The following is a 24,382-nucleotide window of genomic DNA, read 5'->3' on the forward strand; positions in this document are numbered from 1 at the left end:
TCGTGCTTTGGTTACTCGCGTTGCATATTGTCTCTCTTATTATCTGGACTGCGTCAGCGCTATATGTTCCAGTATTAGTTGCTGTGCAAATGCAAAAAAATAGTCAATTTATGCAGCATCCTGCCGGAATGGGGTCGGTGGCACGGTTGGTGTTTACTCATATTTCCTCTCCCGCTGCTGTCATATCAATAATAGCCGGTACGTTGACGTTCGTGGTGGGTGATATTCTTATTTTCTGGCTGCTGGTTAAGTTAACGCTTGTTAGCTTTCTGGTTGTTTTTCATGCATGTCTGGGCCTGCTTATAACGCGCATGGAAAAGAATGAAACCTGTAATTTGATTATGTATAGCTGGATGTTATTTGCTGCTTTAGCGGTATGTATGTTGATTATCCTTGGTGTGGTGTTAATGAAGCCTGCCGAGCCTTCGATATTGCCATGGACACTTTAAGGGTCAACGAGATGTTCATCTTTTTGCACCACATCTACTCCGATACCGTATTCATACACCAGTCTTGCCCCCAACGAACCTGTTATATTAATCATTACGCCTGTGAGCACACTAACGTACAGCCCCCACGGCATGATTTGCTCGGCCGGATCATCACCCAAACGCAACATGACATTAAGCGTCGCCAGCGACAATGTCATTACTGCCAGCAAGCCGTGAGCCCAAGCCGAGACAATTCTACGGATCCGTTTAACCGTAAACACGTCAATAGCACCTGGCAAACTGCCAAGCACACCGAACAGCAAACCTGTTGTCGACAAGTAAAATCCGGCTTTGCCCCAAAACGGATCGATGCTGATAACGTAACAAATATCGGTAATAACCAACAACAAGAGGGTAGCCACCGGAAAATGTATCAAGGCGGGATGCAGAGGATGCCCCTTAATCAGCGAACGGCTGTCAATTTTCTCTTCACGCAACATAGAATCTTACATCCTCAAACAAATGGAAACAGATATGGTCAATCGCTTACGTAAGTTATCGCTATTTGCGATCGTCCTATCGTTAGTAGGTTGTAACGGACGATATTCGATTTTGGATCCTGCTGGCCCACATGCAGAGGCGATTATGTGGATTTGGTGGGGCATGTTTACAGTAGGCACAATAGTGCTTATAGGTGTCTGTTCACTATGGTGGTATGCAATTAGAAAATCGCATAAGAATTATACCGAGAATGAAAGCAAGCGTGTGACTAACCGACTCGTCGTCATCGGTGGAATAGGGTTGCCCGTGGTGTGTATAACTGCGCTTCTAGCCTTCGGCATACCGGCAGGACACAGCATGCTTCCTTGGCCAAATGAAAAAGTTATTATTGTTAACGTACATGCTAGACAATGGTTTTGGGAAGTCAGCTACCCAAACCAGGGAATACAGCTTACCGATGAAATTTTTATACCTGCTGGTGTTCCTGTTGATATTCATGTTACGAGTGAAGACGTGATCCACAGCTTTTGGGTTCCACGATTGAGCGGAAAAATAGATGCTATTCCTGGTAGAACAAATATATTGAGGCTACAAGGTGATAAGCCCGGTTCCTACGGCGGACAGTGTGCGGAATATTGTGGTTTGGCTCACACTAAGATGAAATTTGAAGTAAATGTTATGCCTGAGAACGAGTACGAAAATTGGGTAACCCAACATGGAATGAAAAAGGGAGCGCGCGAATAATGAATAACGATTTATCATTACACGCCCAATTTGCCAAAGTATGGGACAACTTGCCCGGTTGGGGGCAATTGGCAGCAGTCAATCATACCTCTATCGCCCGTCGCTTTATGTTAACCGGGACGGTTTTTTTTACCATAGGTGGTGTATTGGGGATGCTCATCCGCACCCAATTAGCGTTACCCGAGCAAGAGCTTATTTCTCCAGACTTATACGCACAGCTTTTCACTATGCATGGCACGATAATGATGTTTTTATTTGCCATACCCATCTTGGAAGGCGCAGCCATGTATCTTATCCCCAAAATGATTGGCACGCGCGATTTGGTATTTCCTCGCTTGAGTGCGCTGGGATATTACTGCTATTTATTTGGCGGCATAATTATCATGACCAGCTTGTTGTTAGGGATTGCACCTGATTCGGGCTGGTTTATGTATACACCTTTATCCAGCGCTGAATTCTCATCAGGCCCGGGTTCAGACTTCTGGTTACTTGGTATCACATTTGTTGAAATATCCGCGGTGTCGGCTGGCGTGGAACTAACCGTTTCAATATTACGCACACGCGCCCCAGGTATGTCGTTAAGTAAAATGCCAATTTTCTGTTGGTATATTTTAGCGATGGCGCTAATGATAGTTTTTGGTTTTCCTCCACTCATTCTCGCCAGTATTTTGCTTGAGCTCGAACGCGCCGCAGGAATGCCATTTTTCAACCCGGCAGCGGGTGGTGATCCTATTCTTTGGCAGCACCTGTTCTGGTTGTTCGGTCATCCAGAGGTCTATATTATCTTTCTACCTGCGGCAGGTATTGTATCTACCATTATCCCCGTCTTTTCTGGACGGCCGTTGGTAGGTTATCGATGGATTGTACTGGCTATTATTACCATGGGTTTTATCAGTTTTGGACTGTGGGTTCACCATATGTTTACAGTAGGCATTCCACAACTGGCGCAGGCTTTCTTCTCTATTGCCAGCATGTTAGTAGCTATACCGACCTCGATTCAAGTTTTCGTATGGATAGCCACTTTGTGGACGGGCCGGGTACGCTTCGAGTTGCCTATGTTATGGATGTTTGGTTTTTTGTTTATATTTGTATGTGGCGGTCTCACGGGCGTCATGTTGGCACTCGTTCCGTTTGATTGGCAGGTGCACGATACACATTTTGTCGTCGCACATTTTCACTATGTTTTAATTGGCGGAATGCTGTTCCCTTTAATTGGCGGAGTTTATTACTGGCTACCGCATCTCTCTGGTCGTATGCCTACTATGCATATGGGGAAGTGGGCGTTTTGGCTTATCTTTATTGGCTTTAATGCCACATTTTTGATGATGCATCTAACGGGATTGTTAGGTATGCCGCGCCGAATTGTCACCTATGAATCGGGTCTTGGATGGGACTGGCTTAATATGCTTTCGTCATTTGGTAGTTTTATCATGGCATGTGGTTTTGGCATGTTAATGCTGGATATCATTTTGCATTTTCGTTACGGGCAAAAGGCTAAGTTTAACCCCTGGCAGGCGGATACACTTGAGTGGGCCACTGGTACGCCTCCCACATCATACAATTTTTTGAGTTTACCTACTGTGAATACACGTCATCCCCTGTGGGAAGAGCCGGAGTTACGGTCAACCATCAGCGATGGTGCACATGGTTTACGAAGTATCTACCATGGTCGACGCGAGTTATATGGTACAGATGCGGTGACCGGCAAATTACTGGAAGTAATTCATATTCCAAGCCACTCTTGGTTACCATTATTATCTGCACTTGTTTTAGCGGGACTATGTATAAGTTTGTTGTCTCGAGCCTATGAAGTGGCTATCGCTATAACCGTTATTGCAACCATATTTTTGTTTCGCTGGGTATGGGTGAACGGTGCCCACAAAATTATAGCCCCGGTGACTGAGGAAGAAGATCAACGGGGAGAGCCAAAACTCCATTCACGCACCATGAGTGGGCCGGGTGTTTGGGGCATGGTAGTGACGTTGCTTAGTGATGGGTCACTATACTTGTCATTGTTATTTGGCTGGCTATATTTATGGACGGTGGCACCTGCAGGTAAAGTGCCAGATGTCTCATCCGTTTCAATCAGTATGATGGCGATAAGCGGTGCATTCCTTACTACAGCAGTCTTGTTGTATCGAAGAATTGTTAAACGCTTGAGGGCACAAATAGTACAAAACCTAAGCAGGCAATTCTCGTTAGTTTTCGCACTCGGCTTACTTCACCTATCGTCGCTACTTTATCTAACGACTGCTAGTGACCTTTCATTTAAAGCAAATGCTCATGATGCTGCACTGTTCGTGATGTTGATATTTCAAATCTTTCATAGTGCAATTGCCACCATTACTACCGGCTTACAGGTATTGCGAGTACGCAAAGGCTATATCAGTCAAATACTTCCCTATGAACCGGCAGTACTTAACCCTTTCTGGTTATTTACACTAAGTATTTTTTGGGTCAGTTTTGGCAGTTTTTTACTCGTGCCGAAAATATGGTAACACGACATGAAACTAATTAATCAGCATCCTTGGCAGTATGTAGCTGGATGGGTTATTTGGGCTGTTTGGTTTGTCATTGCCTATGGGGGGCTTTCGGTAGCTTGTCAAATTGCTGCGCCTGACCCAGAGCAAGGTTTGATTAATTGGATAACTGTTAGCTCGCTAACGCTTACTCTGATAGTTGTCGGTTATCTTGTCTGGTGTGCGGTGAAAAGTTGGACTTTGTTGCGGGTATCATCATTAGAAGCCAAATTTACGTTGCAAATAGCCACTGCCGTGTATATTTTTGCCGCTCTAGGAACGCTTGCTATTGGCCTGTCGTTGCTATTAATCGTGCCTTGCATTTAATAATAGTGGGGCGAACGCCATATCCTTTTTTAATACTAAAAGGACATGACGAATCAATGTATTAAAGTACTATCTTCTATGCTTTTAGCGTTAACTTAAAATATTTTCGGAAGACTGCTACAGCACTTAATAGGAGCATTCCCATTCCAAAGCTTCCGCCACCAGACGAGCTATTATTATCTGGCTGACTAACGGGTACTGCCGGATTCTCCGGGGCCTGCTCACTCTCACTAAATATGGCAATTATAGAACGGTCAGAATCAGTACTCAGGCCACAATCAACATAACTTATCGAAGGGACATAGAAAAAACTATTGGCATTAAATTCACCTGAAGCGATATCGACTATGTCGTCATTGTTGAAATCTTCCATAGAGGTAGCGGTTAAGCCCTCTGATGGCGTCAATATCTGGTTTGGGGCAGTAAACGAATTGCTTTGTAATTGGTATAAAATAGCCAATTGTGATGGTCGATAGTAGGCGACTAGTAAATCTTGTGTTCCATTGTCGTCTATATCATTAAAATTGACGCCATATGGCCTGGAGCCACTATCCACAGTGGTGGCTTCGCCGTCGCTATAAACAACGACTCTGTTATCCGCTATTTCCGCCGTCGCAATGACTATAGCGTCAGAAGAGTTGGGTTTATAAGCATCTACGGTTATTGCCGCTGAAGACGATAGATTTTGATATAGCTCGAATGAGCCGTTTAGGTTGGTGTATATATCAGTCGACGCGTTAGCAATACTTTCCACTAAGTCGAATAAATCACCGCTAATATCTGCATTAAACGAAGAAATAATTAGATCGGGTGCATCATCTGCGTTCACATCCATTACACTGAGAGCGTAGGGCGCAATATCCGGTATAACAATAGCTTTACTGAAGGTAAAGTTGCCATTGCCGTCATTCGTATATAGCTGAATTTCCCTTTTTGGATAATCGATTACTAATAGGTCTTGATCAGCATCTCCATCCCAGTCATATAGATCCAAGGCAGAGGGATAGCGCATTGAGTCGACAACTACTGTATCGCTAAATTTCCCATTGCCATCGTTGATCAATGAGAATACTTTGCCGTCAAACAAGCTAATAGCCGCTAAATCTGCAATACCATCGCCATTTATATCTGCGCTTTTTAACGTTTTAGCGCCACCACCAACCGTTTTTACTCCCGTTCTCGCTGAACCATGAATGACTTTATACCCAAAATCACACTGCTGACCATCCCATTGCTTAAATGTAGCATTAGAACTTGCTTGAGGTTGCAAGGTAATAAAATCTGAAACGGTTTCCACAACACAGTTTTCATCACACAGTGTTTCGGTTTCATCGACAACCAATACGCTGCCGTCTCCTTCAATATCAATATCTATTGTTGAGGCTAATGTATTATGAAAAACAAGAGTAAATGTGAATAAAAAGCCCCCTTTACATACCGAAAAACATTTCGCCATTTTTCATTCCTTTTTGTAGTAGTTTTGTCCCTTAATTTGTTACTCTCAACGAGTTGTAAACTCCATGATGGAGGGATATAGAAAATATGATTTTTTTATTCCGCGCCTTCAATTTAATAATTATTAAAATAAAACAATGGCTTATATATCTGCTAAAGAATTGCAAAATGGATTTCAAATTCAGAATTTTTACGTGTATCCGGCATACAATAAAATTGAACTGAAGGGGCAAACTGTCACAATTGAACCCAAAGTTATGCAGGTATTGTGTTTTCTGGTGGAGAACAGAGGTCAGGTCGTCAGCAGAGAGTTAATTGCTGAATCGTTGTGGCCTAATTCGGTAGTCAGTTACGATGTAATCACCAGAACAATTTTTGAGCTTCGAAAAGTTTTCAAAGATTCCGCAAAAACACCTGAATTTATTGAAACCATTTCCAGAAAGGGTTATTGCTTTATTTGCCCAGTACTTTTGGTGAATAAGCCAAGCTTAGAGAGTCATACGAAACCCTCTAGAATAACTCGATCAGTCTACATCGTAGTCGCAGCCATTCTTTTGGCTCTGATTGCGACTTTCACGCTCTATATATTCTTTTTTAAAAATTCTAAAGATGAGGCTTCCCATATAGATGTGGAGCATAAATATACGTCTCGATTACTCACCTTCGAAGATACACGTTCCGGTATGCCCGCGATTAATTTCAATCAGGATAAAGCGTTGTGGGTCGACTCCCCCCTTAACGAAAATGGGGATTACCAGTTAATACTCTTTGATATCGAGTCTAATCGAAAAAAGATTTTACTCTCATCCCGGAATGAAATCAGATTTCCGCACTGGAGTCGAAATGAAAACCAAGTGTATTTTGCGTCGTGCACTGATTTAGCATGTGAGCTCAAATATGTAGATATTGATAGTAATAAGCTGAGTGTTTTGCATAAAACCGATGCTTACATAGTTTCTTTCGATGTGTCTTCAAAAGAAAATCAACTTATTTATACGTCGGAAACGGGCGCAGGTAGGTCACTGTATTTGTTCGATTTGACGTCAGACGTGGCGAAGGAAATACCGTTGAACGAAAGTATTGTTTCATCACCTATATTTGATGTAGACGATAAACGTATTTTTTACAGTGCAAGAGATATCGGTAAAACATCTAAACTTTATCAGTATGAGATTGAGGAAGGTAAGTCGATGTTATTATCCGACGAATTTTACTCAATCTTAAGCGTAGCGAATAAAGCCAAGAATAAGCTATGGGTTTCAGCCAAAAAGAACGGTAAGTTTCATATATGGGACTTTAATGTCGCTACAAAACAAAGTGTTATAACCATAAGTGAGCTGGGTAATTACATTCACTCTGAACTAAATACCTCAGGCGTGCAATCCGCGCTTATTTTGAAAAAATGGAGAGCCGTTCGTCATGTTGAGAAAATTGGACTTCCAGAAATTTCTTGGTTGGAAAATGTAAACAAAACCGTCATCAATTTGAACGCGAGCGTTTCCAATGGGATAACTGATTTTGTCTATTTCGTATCTAACCGAACTGGCGGTTTTGAACTGTGGAGGCAGTCAGCTGATAGCAGTGAACAAATCACTCAGCTAAACGCCACAAGTTTAGGTCGTCCACTTATCTCGTTCGACCAAACTAAAGTTGCCATTATCAGTAAGAAAGTTAATGAAAATGTCCTTTACATCGTTGATGTGATGAAAAAGAAGGTAATTGAACAATATACATTTTCTGCACGCGTCATTCCGCTTAATTGGTCTAAAGATAATAGTACCTTGTATTTAAGCAGCAATGATACAGGGTCATATTCGATATTAGCTTATAAACCAGGGGTACAGACTATATCTCTCGTTGCCGAAAATGCTGGTGTGGCAGCGTTTGATGATCCCCAAAGTAATGGCGTATATTTCATTGACCTCGAAAAGGGGGCGCTGGCCCAAAAGAGTGCAAATGGCGATATTGAGCAAATAGTCGATCTCAGCCAAACAGGGGCGATACCGGCACCAGGAGCTGTAGAAATCATTGACGGATGGCTTTACTTCATTCGAAGACTAACCGAGGGACTAATGCTTTCGCGGATTTCCATCAATTCAGGCGAAGTTATTGATGAATTTGCTGTTCCCAATGCGGCTATCGTTACCCAAATAGGTAGGAGGGGTAGTCCATTTATTTTTTATGACATCAAAAAGCCTGAGGTTTCGCAAATTTTGCAGATAAAAGAGCAAAAACAATAACGCGATCTGACTGACAAGGTAGTGAGTTGTTTTGAAATCGCAAATACGTTTGAGTTTGCACGTCTCCAACATAGTGCACAATCAACCATTACGCTGAACCTAATTTAGAGCGTTCCAGGTAGTTCATTTGTAATAGTAGAAGCTATAGTAAAAGGCTAATCAATGTTTCAAGTAGTGCTATGCGTTTAACCCAATGTTTTGCTTTGTTTTTAGTGGTTTTGTCACCAACGGCTTTAGCGCATGACCCATTTAGTAGTCCAGGAGAAGAAGGCATAGCCGCCGGTATTACAGCAGTTATCGTCATGCTTTTATGGTTACTTTATGAAGTAGGTGCGCGCCGTGCGTCACCCACTCCCTGGCGACGTTGGTTATTCCATATAACTGCTTTACTTACATTGTTCACAATTCTTGGACCCCTAGATAAGTGGGCGGAAGACAGCGCCGCAGCCCACATGACGCAACATATGTTTATGATGGTGATTATTGCGCCAGCGTTCGCGCTAGCTCGACCCTTACCCCAGTACTACAAAGTGTGGGGGCAGTATGGAAAGCGCTTTTGGCAATTGGCGTTCCAAATTACACAGTATCCTATGGTATGCGCTTATTTACATGCAGTAATGATCTGGTTCTGGCATGTCCCGACGTTTTACATGCTAGCAGTTGATAATCCTTGGGTGCATATTGTGGAGCACGCATGTTTTCTGATTACTGCTATTTGGTTTTGGTGGGCTTGCTTGCATACTTTTTCCCACAAAGTTCATTTGGCTTTATTAGCACTATTATTCACCCTTATGCATACAGGCTTTTTAGGCGCTCTCTTAACCTTTGCCAATGAGCCTTTTTACGGTGAGGCGAGGGGGCTGACTGACCAGCAACTTGCTGGCCTTATTATGTGGGTGTTGGGTGGGATACCTTACATCAGCGCGGGCATTTGGTCAGTCAATAGATGGTATAGGAAGTTTGATAGGGCCTAGTTTTTATGGCCTTGAAGTCGATTTCATATTTTGTAACTTCCTCATCGTGATGAAAATCTGTTTTCACATCGAAGAACACTCGTCATCGTGATGAAAATCTGTTTTCACATCGAAGAACACTCGTCATCGTGATGAAAATCACGATCTCCTGTGTACAGGACGAAGGTTGAAATTTCCTTGCCTGCCTGGGGAGTGTTGACTATTTGCGTTCACGGTAACAGGTAACGAGGTCCCGATTTTCATCGGGATGACGAGGGGGGCTCGGGATGACGAGAGGGGGCACGGGATGACGAGTGGAGGCACGGGATGACGAGTGGGAGCTCGGGGTGACGAGGGGGCGTCGTTGCCTCGAACTAGCTGCTCATTATCCTATGATTACGTACTTTGGAAACCGTGAAATAATCGAGCTTATAGACCGCGTCTTGGCTAATTAACCGTATTGCGGGCTTTAGCCATTTCTCTTAGTGCAGACATTAATGGTGATTCTGACGGTACTTTAATTGAAGGAAGAGCTTGCTTTACCAAAGGGTCGGCTATACGCGGGGGAAATGTCGTACTAACCTTTACAATTTTATCCTGCTGGCGAAACACATAGGTCGTCGCAAAAATAGGCTCAGTACGTTCACCGTCTGCGTGTAACGCAAGCATATATACTTTGTCAGAAATCAGTTCCTTCCCTTTTGTAAATTCAGCAATTGGTTGGTCTACCAATAATGAGAGGTTTCTTGCTTGCGCTACAATCTGAGCGTCTGATTGCTCTTTTTCAAGCACACTAATCAATGTTGCTTCAATTGAGGCATCAAGATTACCTGTAAGGGGAAAGACACTAATGTCTAAAAGCGCATCTTCAAATTCATTATGGGTGTAGCGAGTTATGGCACCTTGAAACGGATCATGAAATAGTTGTGTATCAAAACGAGTAAATGTTTCGATTGTCTCCGGCACTCTCATTTCATTAAGATAGTCGCTGGCATTAAGGGCTTTAAACAAGTACTGGGCAGTGAAAAGCCCTTTTTTCAGGGCATGCGACCACCAACTCGCGATTACGGTTTCCGCAACTGTCTTAGGAGTGTGAACGTCGGTCATCGACAAATGCGTTTCAATGAGTAGACTATCAATTTCCAGTCCTCTCCATTGTACCGTTAATTCAGTAAAGTGCACTCGCTCATCTGTGAGTGGCGCAGTAGCCCCCGTTAACGTGTGAAAACTTTTGTTCCACCAGCTAGGGCTAGCAATAGTTGCTGCCTGATTCGCAACTAAAATCTGATAATCGGATTCTTCTGAGGCGGCCAGCGCGTTAGGAAATGCACCGCTGTTTTTTAAGGCCCTGAAGAAGTACGAGGCTTCAATAGCATCGTCAATACATGCTTTTCTTTCAGCAGTAATCAATTTACATTTCGCCCTGCTTTCCTCACTAACGTAGGTTGAAAAAACACTCACGGGTGCAGCAATGTGAAAGTCGTTACTGAGTTCTGTTTCTTGTGCGTTTGCAGGCGCTACAGTATGCTTAGTGCTGTCATTCATCTGACAACTACTCACGCATAAAATTACAGCTAGCCAAGCACTAAGTAACTTCATAAAAACAACCTGTTAACAATTCGTCACCAAGTCTGAATGATCTCACTTGTCTACACAATCATTTTTTTGGGTTATCTGCTGGCAAAAGTGCGTCAACTTTGCTTAAAATCTCCCCATCTCTAAGTTTTGTTCTAATAGCCTGTCCAATCTCGATTTTGCTTACCTCTGTGAGAGCTCGCTCGTTTTCATCGAAAGTAATACTGTATCCACGCGCAAGGGTGGCGAGCGGACTGACGGCGTTCAATGACTGACTGTGATAGGCCAGCGTTCGTTTTTTGTCTTCAAGTAAAAGTAACATACTTCTATTGAGCCCTTTTTTAAACTGACTCAGGGTCAGTTTCGCTTGTTCTACCTTTGAACTGGGGTCTTGTCGCCATAGTCGCTGAACCTTTTGCGCATGCTGTTTATTAAGTTGACTGACCCTTTGCTCAATAGAGTGAACCAATCGTATCTGTAATCTGTCCAACGATTGCTGCTGTGTTTGAATACGCACTTTTGGGTGTTGTGATGCTAAGCGGTGTTGTAACAACTGCATTTTATTAGTTAAACGATGTTGTAACGCTGTTAACGATTGCTTCATTCGCGTCTCACAGCTACGTAAAGCCTCCAACATTACATTAATGTCTTGACTGAGTAATTCGGCTCCCGCCGAGGGCGTTGGGGCACGTAAATCTGCGACAAAGTCAGCGATGGTGAAATCCACTTCATGTCCCACCGCGCTAACAATAGGGATGGAAGAGTCTCGGATACAGTGTGCTAATTGTTCGTCATTGAAACACCATAAATCCTCTAATGACCCTCCACCACGGGTAAGTAAAAGCACATCTACTTCTTTTCTGTTATTGGCAGACTTAATGGCGTTAATAATTTGCCTCGGGGCATCGACACCTTGAACCATGGTAGGGTAAATAATTATGTGAGTGGCAGGGCTTCTTCTTTTGAACACCGTTAAAGCATCGTGTAATGCCGCACCTGAAGACGAGGTAATTATACCCACGCGTCTTATACTGGAGGGGAGAGGCCGTTTAACCGCGCTGTCGAACAACCCCAAAGCGTTAAGTTTTTCCTTAAGCGTATCAAAAGCCCTTTTGAGCTGACCTTCACCGTCACTCTCCATATGCTCAACAATTAACTGATAATCCCCGCGGGGTTCATACAAACCCACTGACGCTCGGACTAAAATTTTATCCCCTTCTTTAGGGCGCTGGCGTAAATAGCGGTTAGTACTTTTAAACATTGCGGCTTTCACCTGCGCGCGTTCATCCTTTAACGTAAAATACCAATGTCCTGAAGCTGCGCTGACAAAATTAGACACTTCGGCGGAAAGCCAAACCGTACCGATTTCACTTTCTAGTAAACGTTTCGCCATTCTGTTCAAGCGAGAAACGGACAAAATTCCCTGAGAAGTTGGGGTGTTAGCCTGCTGCATAGAAAAAACCACATAATTAAAGACAAATAGAGTTTACCTGATAATTAAAAAACACTACAATTGCGCCGCAATTAACCCTTTACCGCATAGGTGTTGTTGCATGCTCAGAATCGTTCAAGAAGCTCTCACATTTGATGATGTGTTACTGGTGCCAGGGCACTCTTCCGTTCTCCCTCATACTGCCAATTTGAAAACGCGACTTACGCGTGGTGTTGATTTAAATATACCCCTGGTCTCAGCGGCCATGGATACGGTAACCGAAGCCAATTTAGCTATAGCGTTAGCACAAGAAGGTGGATTGGGTTTCGTACACAAGAATATGACACCTGAGCAGCAAGCAAACCATGTTCGTGAGGTAAAAAAATACGAAAGCGGAGTCGTATCGGACCCAGTTACTGTTAAACAAAATGCGACAGTAGGGGAGGTCAATGTACTCAGTAAACGGCTAGGCTATTCTGGGTTTCCTGTTACCGACGATAGCAATAACCTGATCGGCATAGTGACGGGACGTGATCTGCGTTTCGAAACACGCCATGATGCACCAATTAGCGATGTAATGACACCAAAAGATAAGCTAGTAACGGTTAAAGAAGGTGCTGATTCTGAGCAGGTTCTTGAATTAATGCATGCAAATCGTATTGAAAAAATTCTCGTAGTGGACGATGGCTTCAAACTTAAAGGGCTAATCACGGTTAAAGATTTCCAGAAAGCTGAAAACAAACCCAACGCCTGCAAGGATTCACTAGGACGCCTGCGTGTAGGTGCAGCAGTGGGTGTGGGCCCAGGAACAGACGAGCGTATCAAATTATTGGTCGAAGCAGGTGTTGATGTATTGCTTATCGATACGTCCCATGGTCACTCTGAGGGGGTGATCGAACGAGTTAAAAAAGTGCGAAAATCTTATCCAGACCTTCAGCTTATTGCTGGCAACGTAGCAACTGCTGCCGGCGCTAAAGCACTGGCAGAGGCTGGCGTCGATGCAGTGAAAGTAGGTATTGGTCCTGGTTCTATTTGTACTACCCGGATTGTGACGGGATGTGGTGTACCACAAATCACTGCTGTAGCAGATGCAGTTGAGGCGCTAAAAGACACTGGCATTCCAGTTATTGCTGATGGCGGTATTCGTTTCTCCGGTGATATAGCCAAAGCATTAGCTGCGGGAGCCAGCTCGGTCATGGTTGGCAGTATGCTGGCTGGAACTGAAGAGGCCCCAGGCGAAGTGGAACTTTATCAAGGTCGTTATTACAAATCTTATCGTGGTATGGGTTCGTTGGGGGCGATGAACCAAAGTCATGGTTCTTCTGATCGTTATTTTCAAGATCCGAATAGTGCAGAAAAATTAGTTCCCGAAGGCATTGAAGGTCGTGTGGCGTATAAAGGTCCAATAGCAAATATTATACATCAACAAATGGGCGGTTTGCGCTCGGCAATGGGATTAACCGGGTGTCCTACCATTGACGATTTGCGCACCAAAGCGACGTTCGTGAAGGTGACTTCGGCGGGTATGGGAGAATCCCACGTGCATGATGTAAGCATAACCAAAGAAGCACCCAACTATCGTTTGGGGTAACTATAACGACACTAAACTAATAACAGGCTGGTATATCACCAGCCTGTCTCTTTTACATACTTCAGGTAGAAAACATGACCGCAAATATTCATGACCAGCGAATCTTAATTCTCGATTTTGGTTCTCAATACAGCCAGCTTATCGCTAGACGCGTAAGGGAAATTGGGGTGTATTGCGAAATGTGGGCGTGGGATGTTAGCGAAGAGCAGATAAAAGAATTCAATCCCCAGGGCATTATTCTTTCTGGCGGGCCTGAGTCGGTAACCGTATTGGACTCTCCTCGCGCTCCTGAATATGTGTTCAAAGCTGGTGTACCCGTGCTAGGAGTCTGTTATGGAATGCAAACCATGTCAGAACAGCTTGGCGGAGGTGTTTTGGGGTCAAATATACGCGAATTTGGATACGCTCAGGTTGAAGTGATTAAGCCCTCTCCTTTATTAACTAATATAGAAGATCATATTGGTGAAAACGGTAATGCCACCTTGGACGTGTGGATGAGCCATGGGGATAAGGTGGAATCTATACCTGAAGGCTTCGAAACCGTTGCACAAACACCTTCTTGTCCACACGCTGTTATGCAAAATCTGGAGAAACAGTTCTTTGGTGTGCAATTCCATCCTGAAGTGACCCATACTCGCCAGGGTATGCGGATATTGTCTCACTTTGTAATGGAAATTTGTGGATGTGAGAAACTATGGACCCCAGGTGCCATAATTGATGATGCTATCACCCGTATTAAAGAGCAGGTAGGTGACGATGAAGTTATTTTAGGTTTATCGGGTGGGGTAGACTCGTCCGTGACTGCGATGCTAATCCATCAGGCTATCGGCGATAAGCTTACTTGTGTATTTGTCGATAATGGCTTGTTACGGCTCGATGAAGGTCAGCAAGTCATGGATATGTTTGGCGATCACTTTGGTCTCAACATCATTAAAGTTGATGCAGAAGAGCGCTTTCTGGCAGCGCTGGCCGACGAAGCTGATCCAGAAGCCAAGCGTAAGATCATTGGTAGAGAATTCGTAAAAGTTTTTGACGAAGAAGCATCCAAACTGACTAACGCAAAATGGCTGGCTCAAGGCACTATCTATCCTGATGTAATCGAGTCTGCTGGCTCGGCCACAGGAAAAGCCCATGTTATCAAATCGCACCACAACGTAGGCGGTTTACCGGAAGAAATGAAAATGGGGCTGGTAGAGCCATTACGTGAATTGTTTAAAGATGAAGTGCGTAAAATCGGCCTCGAGTTGGGCTTACCTTACGATATGCTTTATCGTCATCCATTTCCAGGGCCAGGGTTAGGCGTTCGCGTGTTAGGCGCAATAAAGAAAGAATACTGCGATTTACTTCGCCGTGCCGATGCTATTTTTATCGAAGAACTTCACAAAGCCGATCTTTATCATAAGGTATCACAAGCTTTTACTGTGTTTTTGCCTGTACGCTCTGTAGGGGTGATGGGGGATGCTCGCAAATATGATTGGGTAGTTTCGTTACGCGCAGTAGAAACAATCGATTTTATGACTGCACATTGGGCGCATTTACCCTATGACTTTTTAGGCACGGTTTCAAATCGAATTATTAATGAAATCGATGGTATTTCTCGGGTTGTCTACGATATATCCGGTAAGCCACCAGCAACGATTGAATGGGAATAGTTCCGGCCCTTCTTATAATTGTGGTGGGTTTAACGTTATAAGTTAGTTAGTAACAACATTTAACGAGTAGATCCACCCTATAATTTGATGAAGTAGGAAATAATGTTTGATGATCAAATTAAAGGACCCACTACTTAATTTGAATTTATTCCAGACTCATTTAATTAGTGATGGTAAAACGCATGTATGACGTTTGGTAACGTGCTTTGTTGGAAAACTGAAGGTTTTTCACGGCGCCTGGGTATACGACGCAGGGCCGAGCACTATTTAAGCATCAATGTGGACGCATGTAAGTTTAAAGTAGCATGCCTGACATAATTTATCGCTTGAGCTTTATTGGAACCGATTGAACCAATTTGTAGCGCGACACGGCTTATAAGACTGAAATAAACCCGCATGGTGATACAACATATTCAAAATGTCGTTTAGTGGCTAGCCCGCGCACTACATCCCTCAACAGCCTCTTACTGAAAAAATATCAGTGCAACTTACGATACATCAGAAATTGACAGTAAAGTTACGAGACGGAAAGGTGACAATAAACGTTCGTTTGTGCCGTTCGTCTAGGATCCTGTCCAAGAAAGATCTGATGATTTATACAACGCAATACGCCGCATTTTATTGAATTAAGGAATATCGACTAATAAAAGAAGAACTCTCGAAGTAAGCGTATGGGGAAAAATATCAATTAACTATTTGCTTGGTTGTTTATTTTCGCTTAATGTTTCTTCAAATGGAATAATTGTATGAACAAATGGTATTGAAACATAAACTTAGCCTTTTTATCACACTATTACTCATCATATTTCACGTTGATGCCAGGACAACATCACCTTCCCTGATAGTGGATTATTACCCTGCCTGTGACTACACAATAATTAAAAATCTATCTGCTAAAAGCTATATTAACCTTCATCTAAAAGTAAGCTTGAGAAATCGCTATGCAGAATCCATGAACGAACTTCTCGTAGAGCTCAATAGACAGGGTAGAGACGTAAATGCTAAATACATTGTAATTACCGACAAAAAAATTAAGGAGGAGAATAGCGGAAGGCATTATATTTATCTTACAGCAGAGGCTTTGGATGAGTGTGTCCTCTCTGACCAGATGGATGAGAAAATCGCCCCTTTCAATAAAATGGGGAAGTTACAGAATGAGCTAACGTCTAGTTTCGAAATAGAGCCAATAGTTATCGAAATTGAGAATGAAAAGTCCTTCGAACAGCCCGAGTTAGGTGACAATTTCACCGTCAGTGTGAATGAAGGAATATACGGAATTCCATTGCAAAGCCGCATTAACGAAGTAAAAGAACGATTTGGTACCCCCTCATTTGAAATGATGTTAGCAGATGACTCAACGCTGTTGAGTTATGGTCGTAATCATTGGTTAACATTTCAAAATGGTAAATTGAAAAAAGTGGAGTACCCGAACACGCAAGTATCAAATACACTCAAAAATTATATTCCGTTTGACGACCGATTTACCGACAGGCGTTGGAAAATTTCCGAGTCACTTTATAAAAATACGTTACTCGAAATACATGATGAGGATAAGAACCAGCTCCATTACAAAGGTGAAAAAGGGGCGTTAACTATCCACACCACAACCTACCTTAGAAATAATCAGAAATATTCGCAATCGCAAGTAACAGGTTTTAGTTTGTTCTCGACAGATTATTCTCCCTCAAAGGTTGGACGTTCTGATGAGACTAATAACACTAAAATACTAGCGTCTATTTTCAATTTGGTTACGTCGCTAGATGAACCGCAAAGCTTGGGATTATCGCAATTTGATTTCGATCCCTTAGCGCAAATGAGTAAATACAAAGAAGAACAAGTTTACTTACTCAGTCCACTTATTTTGGTTGAATCAGTTGGCGAATATATAAAGAAGATAGTGGTGGATCCAGGTCTTTCTAAAAGCGCTGAATCATCAGGGTGGGAAATGGGGCCATTCGCTTCAGGACAGTCTGAAGAAGAAGTGAATACGATAGTAGAGAACAGGGGTTTCTTTTTCGATGACATATTAGAAATTGATAATGGTAAGTATATGCTTAAGCTTTTCTTCGAAGAGGTCGATGGACTGAATAAATTGTATAAATTGGAAATTTCTATTTTCTGAAGGTTATTAGCTCATACCTCAGTATTGTATTTGGTCATTATTGAATGCTTTTTGAATAACACTCTCAATGGTGACAGTTTAAATTTAAGAATGAAAAAATCGGTGCAGATGGCATTTTTGGCGTGTGAAAATGGGTAACGAATGCCAATAGTAGCCTGAATTGCCGATAAATCTGTTAATGATTTGAACTATCCTGAAGATGTTCATGAAAAAGCAAAATTGTACAAACGCGTTGTTTTACGAGGGTATAGTATTTATGCGTTCATAGTATGGCTTGTACGTCCCGATCGTCGGTATAACGTTATTTTATCCCCTTCGACCCATATAGACTGTTTAAGAGAATCACGAAATTAACATATTTTTAAAGGGTTGTTCTTTAATCATTAACATTCCTCTGCTAAGTTGATTATAAAAAGACAGAAAGTAGCGTAAGTGTCAGTTTCTCAAACTGCATATAGGGAGTAGGTTTATGAGAGATAGAAAAAAAACATTCGTTTTGGGATTAGGACATCAGAAATGCGGGACAACCTGGCTTTACAAGTACCTTAGTGAATCTCCTTATTTTCAGGAAGGTTTTACGAAGGAATATCATATTTGGGATGCGCTCGATTTGGATGCGCTTGACCAGTGGAAAGTGAAGAAACCGTTTTTTTCATTTGGTTTTGAGAAAGCAGCAACGCGTGACTCTTATCGCTACAACATGCAACATAATCCCGATTACTATTTTGATTATTTTGCATCTTTGTATTCAAAAGAAAAGTGGTTGGCGGCAGACATCACACCGTCTTACAGTGGTCTAACTTCTGAACGGTTATCACAGATAAAAGAAAGATTTGCCGTACGAGAAATCGAACTGAAAGTTGTCATTCTGTTACGAGAGCCACTTTCAAGAGCCAAAAGCGCGGTCCGCTTTAATTTAGATAAATCTAATTATAAAGAGGGGATTAGTTCTGGAGTGACTGATTTTAATCAGGCTTTAAAAGAGTACTATCATAGTGAACACTGCGAACTTCGAACCCGTTACAATCACATTATTTCAGAAGCGCAGAAAGTGTTCTCAGATACTAACATTTACGTGGGTGTTTATGAAAATATGTTCACGGCCCAAGAAATAGCAAGATTATCCGAGTTTTTAGGTATAGATCCAAATTATGAATATGCACAAGTACGGGTGAATAAAACTCGTAATTCAGTTGAGGCGACTTTAGAAGATTCTTTAGTTAAAGATTATTACTCTGAAGTTTACGATTATTGTTTTAATAATATTCCGGTGACTCGAGAGCTATGGAGAATCTAACGTTTTACTTTTCAATTTCCCTTTGCGTTAAATTGATTCCGCATAGACTGCTTCAGATGAGGTAAAAAGTAAAAAAGTAGTAAAAAGTAGTAAAAAGTAGAATAGATAGAAGATGTCGATATACAGCTTCAGGCACCTAGAGGCCCCGTCTTTCGTGTAGCTATAGCCGTAGCTTCAAAACTTCAATACCTGTCCTTCATATGCAGCAAACAGTGTTAGATCAGATTTTGCCACTTTGATGTATTGATTGCAGTGTTCAACTAAAGCATCAATTTTTTCATCTGTTCTGTCAGGGTCATGACTGTAAAGAGCTAGTTGCTTTGCGTTGGCGGCAATAGCAAGCTTAACAGCTTCTTCTGCAACCGAGTGCCCCCAACCCAATTTTGCAGGCATATCTGAAAGCATATACTGCGCATCGTGAATCAGCAGATCAGCATCCTCACAAAATTTCACAAAGGTCAAAAATTCTGTATCTTTTTTATAAGGCGGATAAAGTTCATTGTCAGTCATATAAACAATTTTTCTCCCCTTATCGACAATACTAAATGCATTGCCCTTACCTGGATGATTAATCATTAGACGAGAAATCTTAGCGGAGCCTAGTACCCAACTATTTGTACTCTCAGGTAATTCTTTAAGGGTTATATTCGACGCTAATGCATCTGAAGGCACGGGGAACACAGAACCCTGCATTTGCTTTAAAATCTGATCGGGTTCGTATGGAGAAGTTTGTCCCGGCGTAATATTTATTTCACGACCTTTTTGATAGATAGGTGAAAAAAACGGAAAACCTTGAATATGGTCCCAATGGTTGTGGGTTAACAAAATATAAATTGGTGACTGCTTCTTAATTAGTTCGTTACCCAACTTTCTAATACCTGTCCCTGCGTCAATGATGAGATCAGTCTCATCTTCAAGACAGATATGAACACATGCAGTGTTACCTCCATAGCGTACATACTCTCCACCCGGAGTTGGGATCGAACCTCTTACGCCATAAAAGGTTAACTGCATGTGTCCTCCCAGTCGCTTAATTCAAGCGCTGATTTGCTACTTATGTTTTACAATGTCGCGACAAAGGATTCGATGGTATCCAAATCCAATAATGACTTTTCGCCAGTGCGACGATTTTTATATTCAACTTGCTGATTATCTAAATTTCTTTCACCAATAACAATGGAATGAGGTATACCAATTAATTCCATGTCATTAAACATTACACCTGGGCGCTCTTTACGATCGTCAAATAAAACATCAATACCACGCAGCTTTAATTGTTCGTAAAGTGATTCTGCTACTTCCATAATCCGATGGGATTTGTGCATGTTCATTGGGATGATAGCGAGTTTAAACGGCGCGATAGTGTCTGGCCACATAATGCCAAATTTATCATGGTTTTGTTCTATAGCTGCTGCGACAATTCGAGAAACACCAATACCATAACAGCCCATCATTAACGTTTGGTGTTTTCCTGTTTCACTTAGCACACCACAGTTCATGGCTTCCGAATACTTTGTACCCAATTGGAAAATATGACCGACTTCAATTCCCCGTTTTATTTCTAGTGTTCCTTTTCCGTCCGGTGAGGGATCACCACTTACTACATCGCGGATGTCAACGGAATCAGGTTCAGCTTCCCAGTTAGCGTTAGTAAAATACGTGTCCGGCTGGTTGCTACCACAAATGAAATTGCGTAACGCAGCAGCACTGTGATCTACAATAGTCGGTAGTTTGGCTGACATAGGGTTAGCTGACGTGGGACTACAACCCACTAATGCTGTGGCCTTTTCTTCACTGGCAAAGGTCACAGGAATAGCAACTTTACCCGTTTTTTCCAATTTGATTTCGTTTAATTTATGGTCGGCTCGCAGCACCAACATTATCCAATTGTCGTTTTCTTCATCGGACTCAGATGCTGCTTTCACAATTAAGACTTTCAGTGCATTGGCCGACGTTTTCCCCTGCGCTTGGTAAAATTCTTCCAGTGATTGCTGGTTTGATTTTGTCACCGTTTCAGTCGCGTCTATCTGTCCGCTTGATGGTGACTGTGGTTTAATCGCCTGCGCCATTTCAACGTTAGCGGCATAATCGGATTCATTAGAAAATGCAATCGCATCTTCACCCGATTTAGCCAGCACATGAAACTCGTGGGACACACTGCCACCAATTGCGCCTGAGTCAGCAATAACTGCCCTAAAGTCTAAACCCATACGAGTGAATATATTTGAATAAGCCTGGTACATGTTTTGATAAGTTTTATCTAAACACTCTTCCTCTAGATGGAAGCTGTAGGCATCTTTCATGGTAAATTCACGTCCGCGCATAATACCGAAACGGGGACGGATTTCATCGCGAAATTTAGTCTGAATTTGATACAGGTTTAGTGGCAACTGTTTGTAGCTACTAACTTCGTTACGAACCAATGCGGTGATAACTTCTTCATGAGTCGGGCCAAGTACAAAATCCCGTTGCTGTCTATCCTGAATGCGCAATAACTCAGGGCCGTATTCGTCCCAGCGCCCCGACTCTTGCCATAAGTCAGCAGGTTGAACTACGGGCATTAAGACTTCTAATGCGCCTGCCTTATTCATTTCGTCGCGAACAATTTCAGATACTTTGTTTAACACCCTAAGCCCAGTGGGTAACCAGGTGTACAAACCAGAGGCTAGTTTTCTTACCATTCCCGCTCGAAGCATAAGTTGGTGACTAACGACTTCAGCATCTGCCGGCGTCTCTTTTTGCGTTGACAATAAATATTGGCTAGTGCGCATTCCCGCGTATCATCCTGTTGGTAATAGTAGTTTTATTTATTCTAGCAGTATCAGATAAGCATAAAAATAGATTTATGGTTGAGAAGATAACTCAACGATGTCGGTTACGACTACTTCTGCATCAGTTACCATCCAGTGAATATCAAAATGATACAGTTGAACTTTGTATATTTTCGGATCGCTATGTTCTTTTTGCTTGTACGCCGGGCGTGGGTCTTGCTTTAAAACGTCCACAATCAACTCATGTAAGTCAGGATATCTACCCACGAATTTAGCTAATGTATTTGTGGCTCCTTCAGAAAACTGGACATTACGACTCGGGATATCGGCGGCTAATGTCAATTGTTCGCGAGCTTCACTTATACAATCTGCGTAAGGAAGATAAGGTTTGATATCAACAAGAGGCGTTCCATGCAAAATATCCACCCCCCGAACGTGGAGGACTGTTTCACCATTAATCGTGGCTATACCTGCATTTTTGACGACGGATAACCCCAGGTTGTTTGGTCGATGTGTACTTCTGCTTGCAAAAACACCCGTTTTCCTATTACCCCCTAGTCGAGGCGCTTTCACCAAAGGTTTAAACCCTCTATCGAGTGTCTGATGAAAGATAAACACTAACCACAAATGCGAAAACTGCTCTATTCCTCTTAACATCTCGGGGTGAAAAATCTCGGCGTTAAACGTTATCTGGCCTAGCGCATTCGCCAGGTTGGGCTGCCGGGGGATCGCAAACTTCTGTTGGAAAGGCGTATGAATTTCGCCAATAGGCGTAATGTGGTGATGGTGCATATTCAATGGGAAATCAAAAAGCAATTAGTAAAGTTTGTCATATTATTATCAGAAAATATAAGTATGTTAGTTGTAGACCTTTATCAGACTAACGCTGCAATATGCTTTGTGTTCCAATAATACACTTACCAACCCACTTTTGAAGCGTGTTATCTACATCCCCTAGCCAATTTTTTCACACAATTAATAAACATTGGATTTCAGATGATTGAAATTATCGTCTATGCCACAATATGCGACTTAATTATCAGTTCTTGAGTGTCGTACTCGAGTTCACACAAAACATAGTGTTTTTGCGACAGATAAATGGAAAAGTTTACCTATGATTTCGGTTAAGCATTTGACTCGCACGTTTGATCACTTCACCGCAGTTGATGATTTGTCATTTGAGATTGCCCCAGGTGATATAGTGGGATTCTTAGGCCCAAATGGTGCAGGCAAGTCTACCACCATGAAAATGCTGACAGGTTTTCTATCCCCGTCAAATGGTCAGGTGAAAATAGATAACTTGCCAATGGACCAAAATGCCAAGTTATTGCAGAAGAAAATAGGCTATTTGCCAGAAGGATCCCCCGTTTATGGAGATATGACTGTTTTCCAGTTTTTGCATTTTATTGCTGATGTCAGAGAGCTGAAAGGGAAAATAAAAAAATCACGCATCGTTGAAGTGGTTGAGCAACTTGAGTTAAAAACGGTTCTCAATCGTTCAATGGATAATTTATCTAAGGGGTTTAAACGAAGAGTGGGCCTTGCTCAGGCTATCATACATGATCCCCAGATATTGATATTGGATGAACCGACAGATGGTTTAGATCCTAATCAAAAACATCAAGTCAGAGAATTAATCAGACGGCTGTCCCAGGAAAAGCTGGTTATCATTTCTACACATATTCTCGAAGAAGTCACCTCTGTTTGTAATAGGGTGATGATTATTGCAAAAGGTCAGTTACGTTTCGATGGCACGCCCACAGAATTACAACAAAAATCTCGTTACTATCACGCCATTAGCCTGACATTAAGTTATGCGGCCGATATTTCTGGGCTCGCAGAACTTGAAGGTGTAGCAGATATGGAAGTTAATCGTACTACCGGGCAAGTAACACTTTTTCCCGAACCTGATAAATATATATTAGGGCCGGTAACTGACTACATTCATCACCGTAAGTTGCCAGTTGATGCATTATTTGTAGAACAGGGCAGGGTAGATGAAGTGTTTAGAAGAATAACCAGTGGGGAAGTAGCATGAGAAACAGTTGGTTAGTTGCTAAACGTGAATTCAGTAGTTTTTTTGCGTCCCCCGTTGCGTATGTATTTATTGCAATTTTTTTAATGCTGAGCAGTGTCTTTACGTTTTTTGTAGGTAATTTTTATGATCGCGGTCAGGCAGATTTGTTGCCCTTCTTTAACTTTCATCCTTGGTTGTACTTGTTTTTAGTGCCTGCAATAGGAATGAGAAGCTGGGCAGAAGAGCGCAGGTCCGGCACAATTGAATTGTTAATGACCCTACCCATTACCGCTACTGAAGCTGTGATTGGAAAGTTTGTGGCTGCATGGGGAGTGTTAGGGCTATCACTAAGTTTAACGTTTCCTTTATGGATAACAGTGAATTACCTTGGTGATCCAGACAACGGTATTATCATTGCGGCCTATATTGGAAGTTGGATCATGTCTGGCGCTTTTTTAGCTATTAGCATGTGCATGTCAGCGATAACGAAAAACCAGGTTGTGGCATTTATTCTGGCGATTGTCATTTGCTTCCTATTTGTCGTATGCGGTTCCAGTATCGTGCTGGACGCCTTTCAACATTGGGCGGGAAATCTGATTATTGATACTATCGCGTCATTCAGCTTTTTAACACATTTCGAAGCTATGGCAAAAGGTGTGCTGGCATTAAACGATGTCGGGTATTTTGCTATTTTGACGGTACTGTGGTTGTACGCTTGTCTAATTATTATTGAGCAGAAAAAGGCAGACTAACAA

General features: G+C 42.3%; 19 protein-coding genes. 12 read left to right on the plus strand and 7 right to left on the minus strand.

Going from position 1 to position 24,382, the window contains the following annotated elements:
* Positions 1-2 precede the first annotated feature (2 nt).
* The gene (locus tag OPS28_RS06805; protein WP_265608703.1) at positions 3-449 is read left to right on the plus strand and encodes a CopD family protein; all 447 of its coding nucleotides are present in this window, start codon (positions 3-5) and stop codon (positions 447-449) included.
* On the opposite strand, the gene OPS28_RS06810 is transcribed toward OPS28_RS06805, so the two are convergent.
* Entirely contained in the window at positions 446-931 is a 486-nt protein-coding gene (locus OPS28_RS06810; RefSeq protein ID WP_265608704.1) for a DUF2231 domain-containing protein, read from the minus strand. The two genes, OPS28_RS06805 and OPS28_RS06810, sit on opposite strands and share 4 nt — an antisense overlap.
* 34 nt (positions 932-965) lie before the next feature.
* Between OPS28_RS06810 and coxB the strand changes: the two genes are divergently transcribed.
* Genes coxB through OPS28_RS06825 form a run of 3 tightly spaced genes read left to right on the plus strand, consistent with a single transcriptional unit; the run spans position 966 to position 4,522 of the window.
* Positions 966-1,676 carry a cytochrome c oxidase subunit II gene (gene coxB, locus OPS28_RS06815; RefSeq protein WP_265608705.1) on the plus strand — a complete coding sequence of 237 codons (711 nt, stop codon included), beginning with the start codon at positions 966-968 and terminating at the stop codon, positions 1,674-1,676.
* The gene (ctaD, locus tag OPS28_RS06820) at positions 1,676-4,174 is read left to right on the plus strand and encodes a cytochrome c oxidase subunit I (protein WP_265608706.1); all 2,499 of its coding nucleotides are present in this window, start codon (positions 1,676-1,678) and stop codon (positions 4,172-4,174) included. Before coxB ends, ctaD begins: the two co-directional genes overlap by 1 nt.
* Before the next feature lie 6 nt (positions 4,175-4,180).
* A complete protein-coding gene (locus tag OPS28_RS06825; RefSeq protein ID WP_265608707.1) occupies positions 4,181-4,522 on the plus strand; it encodes a hypothetical protein in 342 nt (113 codons plus the stop codon).
* A 76-nt stretch (positions 4,523-4,598) separates the two neighbouring features.
* Here the strand turns inward: OPS28_RS06825 and OPS28_RS06830 are convergent, their stop codons facing one another.
* Positions 4,599-5,978: an FG-GAP repeat domain-containing protein gene (locus OPS28_RS06830; protein WP_265608708.1), complete on the minus strand. Its 1,380-nt coding sequence runs from the start codon at positions 5,976-5,978 to the stop codon at positions 4,599-4,601.
* Positions 5,979-6,114: 136 nt separating this feature from the next.
* Here OPS28_RS06830 and OPS28_RS06835 point away from each other — a divergent pair, with 136 nt between their 5' ends.
* Together OPS28_RS06835 and OPS28_RS06840 are read left to right on the plus strand one after the other, a co-directional pair.
* Positions 6,115-8,217, plus strand: coding sequence for a winged helix-turn-helix domain-containing protein (locus OPS28_RS06835; protein WP_265608709.1), 2,103 nt, complete (start codon positions 6,115-6,117; stop codon positions 8,215-8,217).
* A gap of 179 nt (positions 8,218-8,396) precedes the next feature.
* A complete protein-coding gene (locus OPS28_RS06840) occupies positions 8,397-9,191 on the plus strand; it encodes a cytochrome c oxidase assembly protein (protein WP_265608710.1) in 795 nt (264 codons plus the stop codon).
* A gap of 426 nt (positions 9,192-9,617) precedes the next feature.
* Here OPS28_RS06840 and OPS28_RS06845 read toward each other — a convergent pair whose 3' ends face one another.
* Entirely contained in the window at positions 9,618-10,769 is a 1,152-nt protein-coding gene (locus tag OPS28_RS06845; RefSeq protein WP_265608711.1) for a hypothetical protein, read from the minus strand.
* 58 nt (positions 10,770-10,827) lie between these two features.
* A complete protein-coding gene (gene xseA, locus OPS28_RS06850) occupies positions 10,828-12,198 on the minus strand; it encodes an exodeoxyribonuclease VII large subunit (protein WP_265608712.1) in 1,371 nt (456 codons plus the stop codon).
* 100 nt (positions 12,199-12,298) lie between these two features.
* Between xseA and guaB the strand changes: the two genes are divergently transcribed.
* The 4 genes from guaB to OPS28_RS06870 all read left to right on the plus strand — a co-directional run bounded on the left by guaB (position 12,299) and on the right by OPS28_RS06870 (position 18,839).
* A complete protein-coding gene (gene guaB, locus OPS28_RS06855) occupies positions 12,299-13,768 on the plus strand; it encodes an IMP dehydrogenase (RefSeq protein WP_265608713.1) in 1,470 nt (489 codons plus the stop codon).
* A 74-nt stretch (positions 13,769-13,842) separates the two neighbouring features.
* A complete protein-coding gene (gene guaA, locus OPS28_RS06860) occupies positions 13,843-15,420 on the plus strand; it encodes a glutamine-hydrolyzing GMP synthase (RefSeq protein WP_265608714.1) in 1,578 nt (525 codons plus the stop codon).
* A gap of 952 nt (positions 15,421-16,372) precedes the next feature.
* Entirely contained in the window at positions 16,373-17,542 is a 1,170-nt protein-coding gene (locus OPS28_RS06865; RefSeq protein WP_265608715.1) for a hypothetical protein, read from the plus strand.
* A 469-nt stretch (positions 17,543-18,011) separates the two neighbouring features.
* Complete coding sequence (locus tag OPS28_RS06870) at positions 18,012-18,839, plus strand: sulfotransferase domain-containing protein (protein WP_265608716.1); 828 nt, start codon at positions 18,012-18,014, stop codon at positions 18,837-18,839.
* 174 nt (positions 18,840-19,013) lie between these two features.
* Here OPS28_RS06870 and OPS28_RS06875 read toward each other — a convergent pair whose 3' ends face one another.
* The 3 genes from OPS28_RS06875 to tsaA form a co-directional block, all read right to left on the minus strand.
* The gene (locus OPS28_RS06875; protein WP_265608717.1) at positions 19,014-19,853 is read right to left on the minus strand and encodes an MBL fold metallo-hydrolase; all 840 of its coding nucleotides are present in this window, start codon (positions 19,851-19,853) and stop codon (positions 19,014-19,016) included.
* 47 nt (positions 19,854-19,900) lie between these two features.
* Positions 19,901-21,610, minus strand: coding sequence for a proline--tRNA ligase (locus OPS28_RS06880; RefSeq protein WP_265608718.1), 1,710 nt, complete (start codon positions 21,608-21,610; stop codon positions 19,901-19,903).
* Positions 21,611-21,682: 72 nt separating this feature from the next.
* Positions 21,683-22,402: a tRNA (N6-threonylcarbamoyladenosine(37)-N6)-methyltransferase TrmO gene (gene tsaA / locus OPS28_RS06885; RefSeq protein WP_265608736.1), complete on the minus strand. Its 720-nt coding sequence runs from the start codon at positions 22,400-22,402 to the stop codon at positions 21,683-21,685.
* Positions 22,403-22,724: 322 nt separating this feature from the next.
* On the opposite strand from tsaA, the gene OPS28_RS06890 reads away from it, so the two are divergent.
* Together OPS28_RS06890 and OPS28_RS06895 are read left to right on the plus strand one after the other, a co-directional pair.
* Positions 22,725-23,648 (plus strand): ABC transporter ATP-binding protein, encoded by a 924-nt coding sequence (locus OPS28_RS06890; protein ID WP_265608719.1) that lies wholly within the window; start codon positions 22,725-22,727, stop codon positions 23,646-23,648.
* Positions 23,645-24,379, plus strand: coding sequence for an ABC transporter permease subunit (locus OPS28_RS06895; protein WP_265608720.1), 735 nt, complete (start codon positions 23,645-23,647; stop codon positions 24,377-24,379). The genes OPS28_RS06890 and OPS28_RS06895 overlap by 4 nt, the downstream gene beginning before the upstream one ends.
* Positions 24,380-24,382: the final 3 nt, after the last annotated feature.

The sequence above is a fragment of the Alteromonas sp. ASW11-130 genome, from assembly GCF_026183735.1.
In the GTDB taxonomy this organism is placed as follows: Bacteria; Pseudomonadota; Gammaproteobacteria; order Enterobacterales; family Alteromonadaceae; genus Alteromonas.

Excerpts from the sequence above, each read along its gene's own strand:
- OPS28_RS06810 (WP_265608704.1), bottom strand. The coding sequence starts at position 931 with ATGTTGCGTGAAGAGAAAATTGACAGCCGTTCGCTGATTAAGGGGCAT.
- coxB (WP_265608705.1), top strand. The coding sequence starts at position 966 with ATGGTCAATCGCTTACGTAAGTTATCGCTATTTGCGATCGTCCTATCG.
- ctaD (WP_265608706.1), top strand. The coding sequence starts at position 1,676 with ATGAATAACGATTTATCATTACACGCCCAATTTGCCAAAGTATGGGAC.
- OPS28_RS06825 (WP_265608707.1), top strand. The coding sequence starts at position 4,181 with ATGAAACTAATTAATCAGCATCCTTGGCAGTATGTAGCTGGATGGGTT.
- OPS28_RS06830 (WP_265608708.1), bottom strand. The coding sequence starts at position 5,978 with ATGGCGAAATGTTTTTCGGTATGTAAAGGGGGCTTTTTATTCACATTT.
- OPS28_RS06835 (WP_265608709.1), top strand. The coding sequence starts at position 6,115 with ATGGCTTATATATCTGCTAAAGAATTGCAAAATGGATTTCAAATTCAG.
- OPS28_RS06840 (WP_265608710.1), top strand. The coding sequence starts at position 8,397 with ATGCGTTTAACCCAATGTTTTGCTTTGTTTTTAGTGGTTTTGTCACCA.
- OPS28_RS06845 (WP_265608711.1), bottom strand. The coding sequence starts at position 10,769 with ATGAAGTTACTTAGTGCTTGGCTAGCTGTAATTTTATGCGTGAGTAGT.
- xseA (WP_265608712.1), bottom strand. The coding sequence starts at position 12,198 with ATGCAGCAGGCTAACACCCCAACTTCTCAGGGAATTTTGTCCGTTTCT.
- guaB (WP_265608713.1), top strand. The coding sequence starts at position 12,299 with ATGCTCAGAATCGTTCAAGAAGCTCTCACATTTGATGATGTGTTACTG.
- guaA (WP_265608714.1), top strand. The coding sequence starts at position 13,843 with ATGACCGCAAATATTCATGACCAGCGAATCTTAATTCTCGATTTTGGT.
- OPS28_RS06865 (WP_265608715.1), top strand. The coding sequence starts at position 16,373 with ATGAACGAACTTCTCGTAGAGCTCAATAGACAGGGTAGAGACGTAAAT.
- OPS28_RS06870 (WP_265608716.1), top strand. The coding sequence starts at position 18,012 with ATGAGAGATAGAAAAAAAACATTCGTTTTGGGATTAGGACATCAGAAA.
- OPS28_RS06875 (WP_265608717.1), bottom strand. The coding sequence starts at position 19,853 with ATGCAGTTAACCTTTTATGGCGTAAGAGGTTCGATCCCAACTCCGGGT.
- OPS28_RS06880 (WP_265608718.1), bottom strand. The coding sequence starts at position 21,610 with ATGCGCACTAGCCAATATTTATTGTCAACGCAAAAAGAGACGCCGGCA.
- tsaA (WP_265608736.1), bottom strand. The coding sequence starts at position 22,402 with ATGCACCATCACCACATTACGCCTATTGGCGAAATTCATACGCCTTTC.
- OPS28_RS06890 (WP_265608719.1), top strand. The coding sequence starts at position 22,725 with ATGATTTCGGTTAAGCATTTGACTCGCACGTTTGATCACTTCACCGCA.
- OPS28_RS06895 (WP_265608720.1), top strand. The coding sequence starts at position 23,645 with ATGAGAAACAGTTGGTTAGTTGCTAAACGTGAATTCAGTAGTTTTTTT.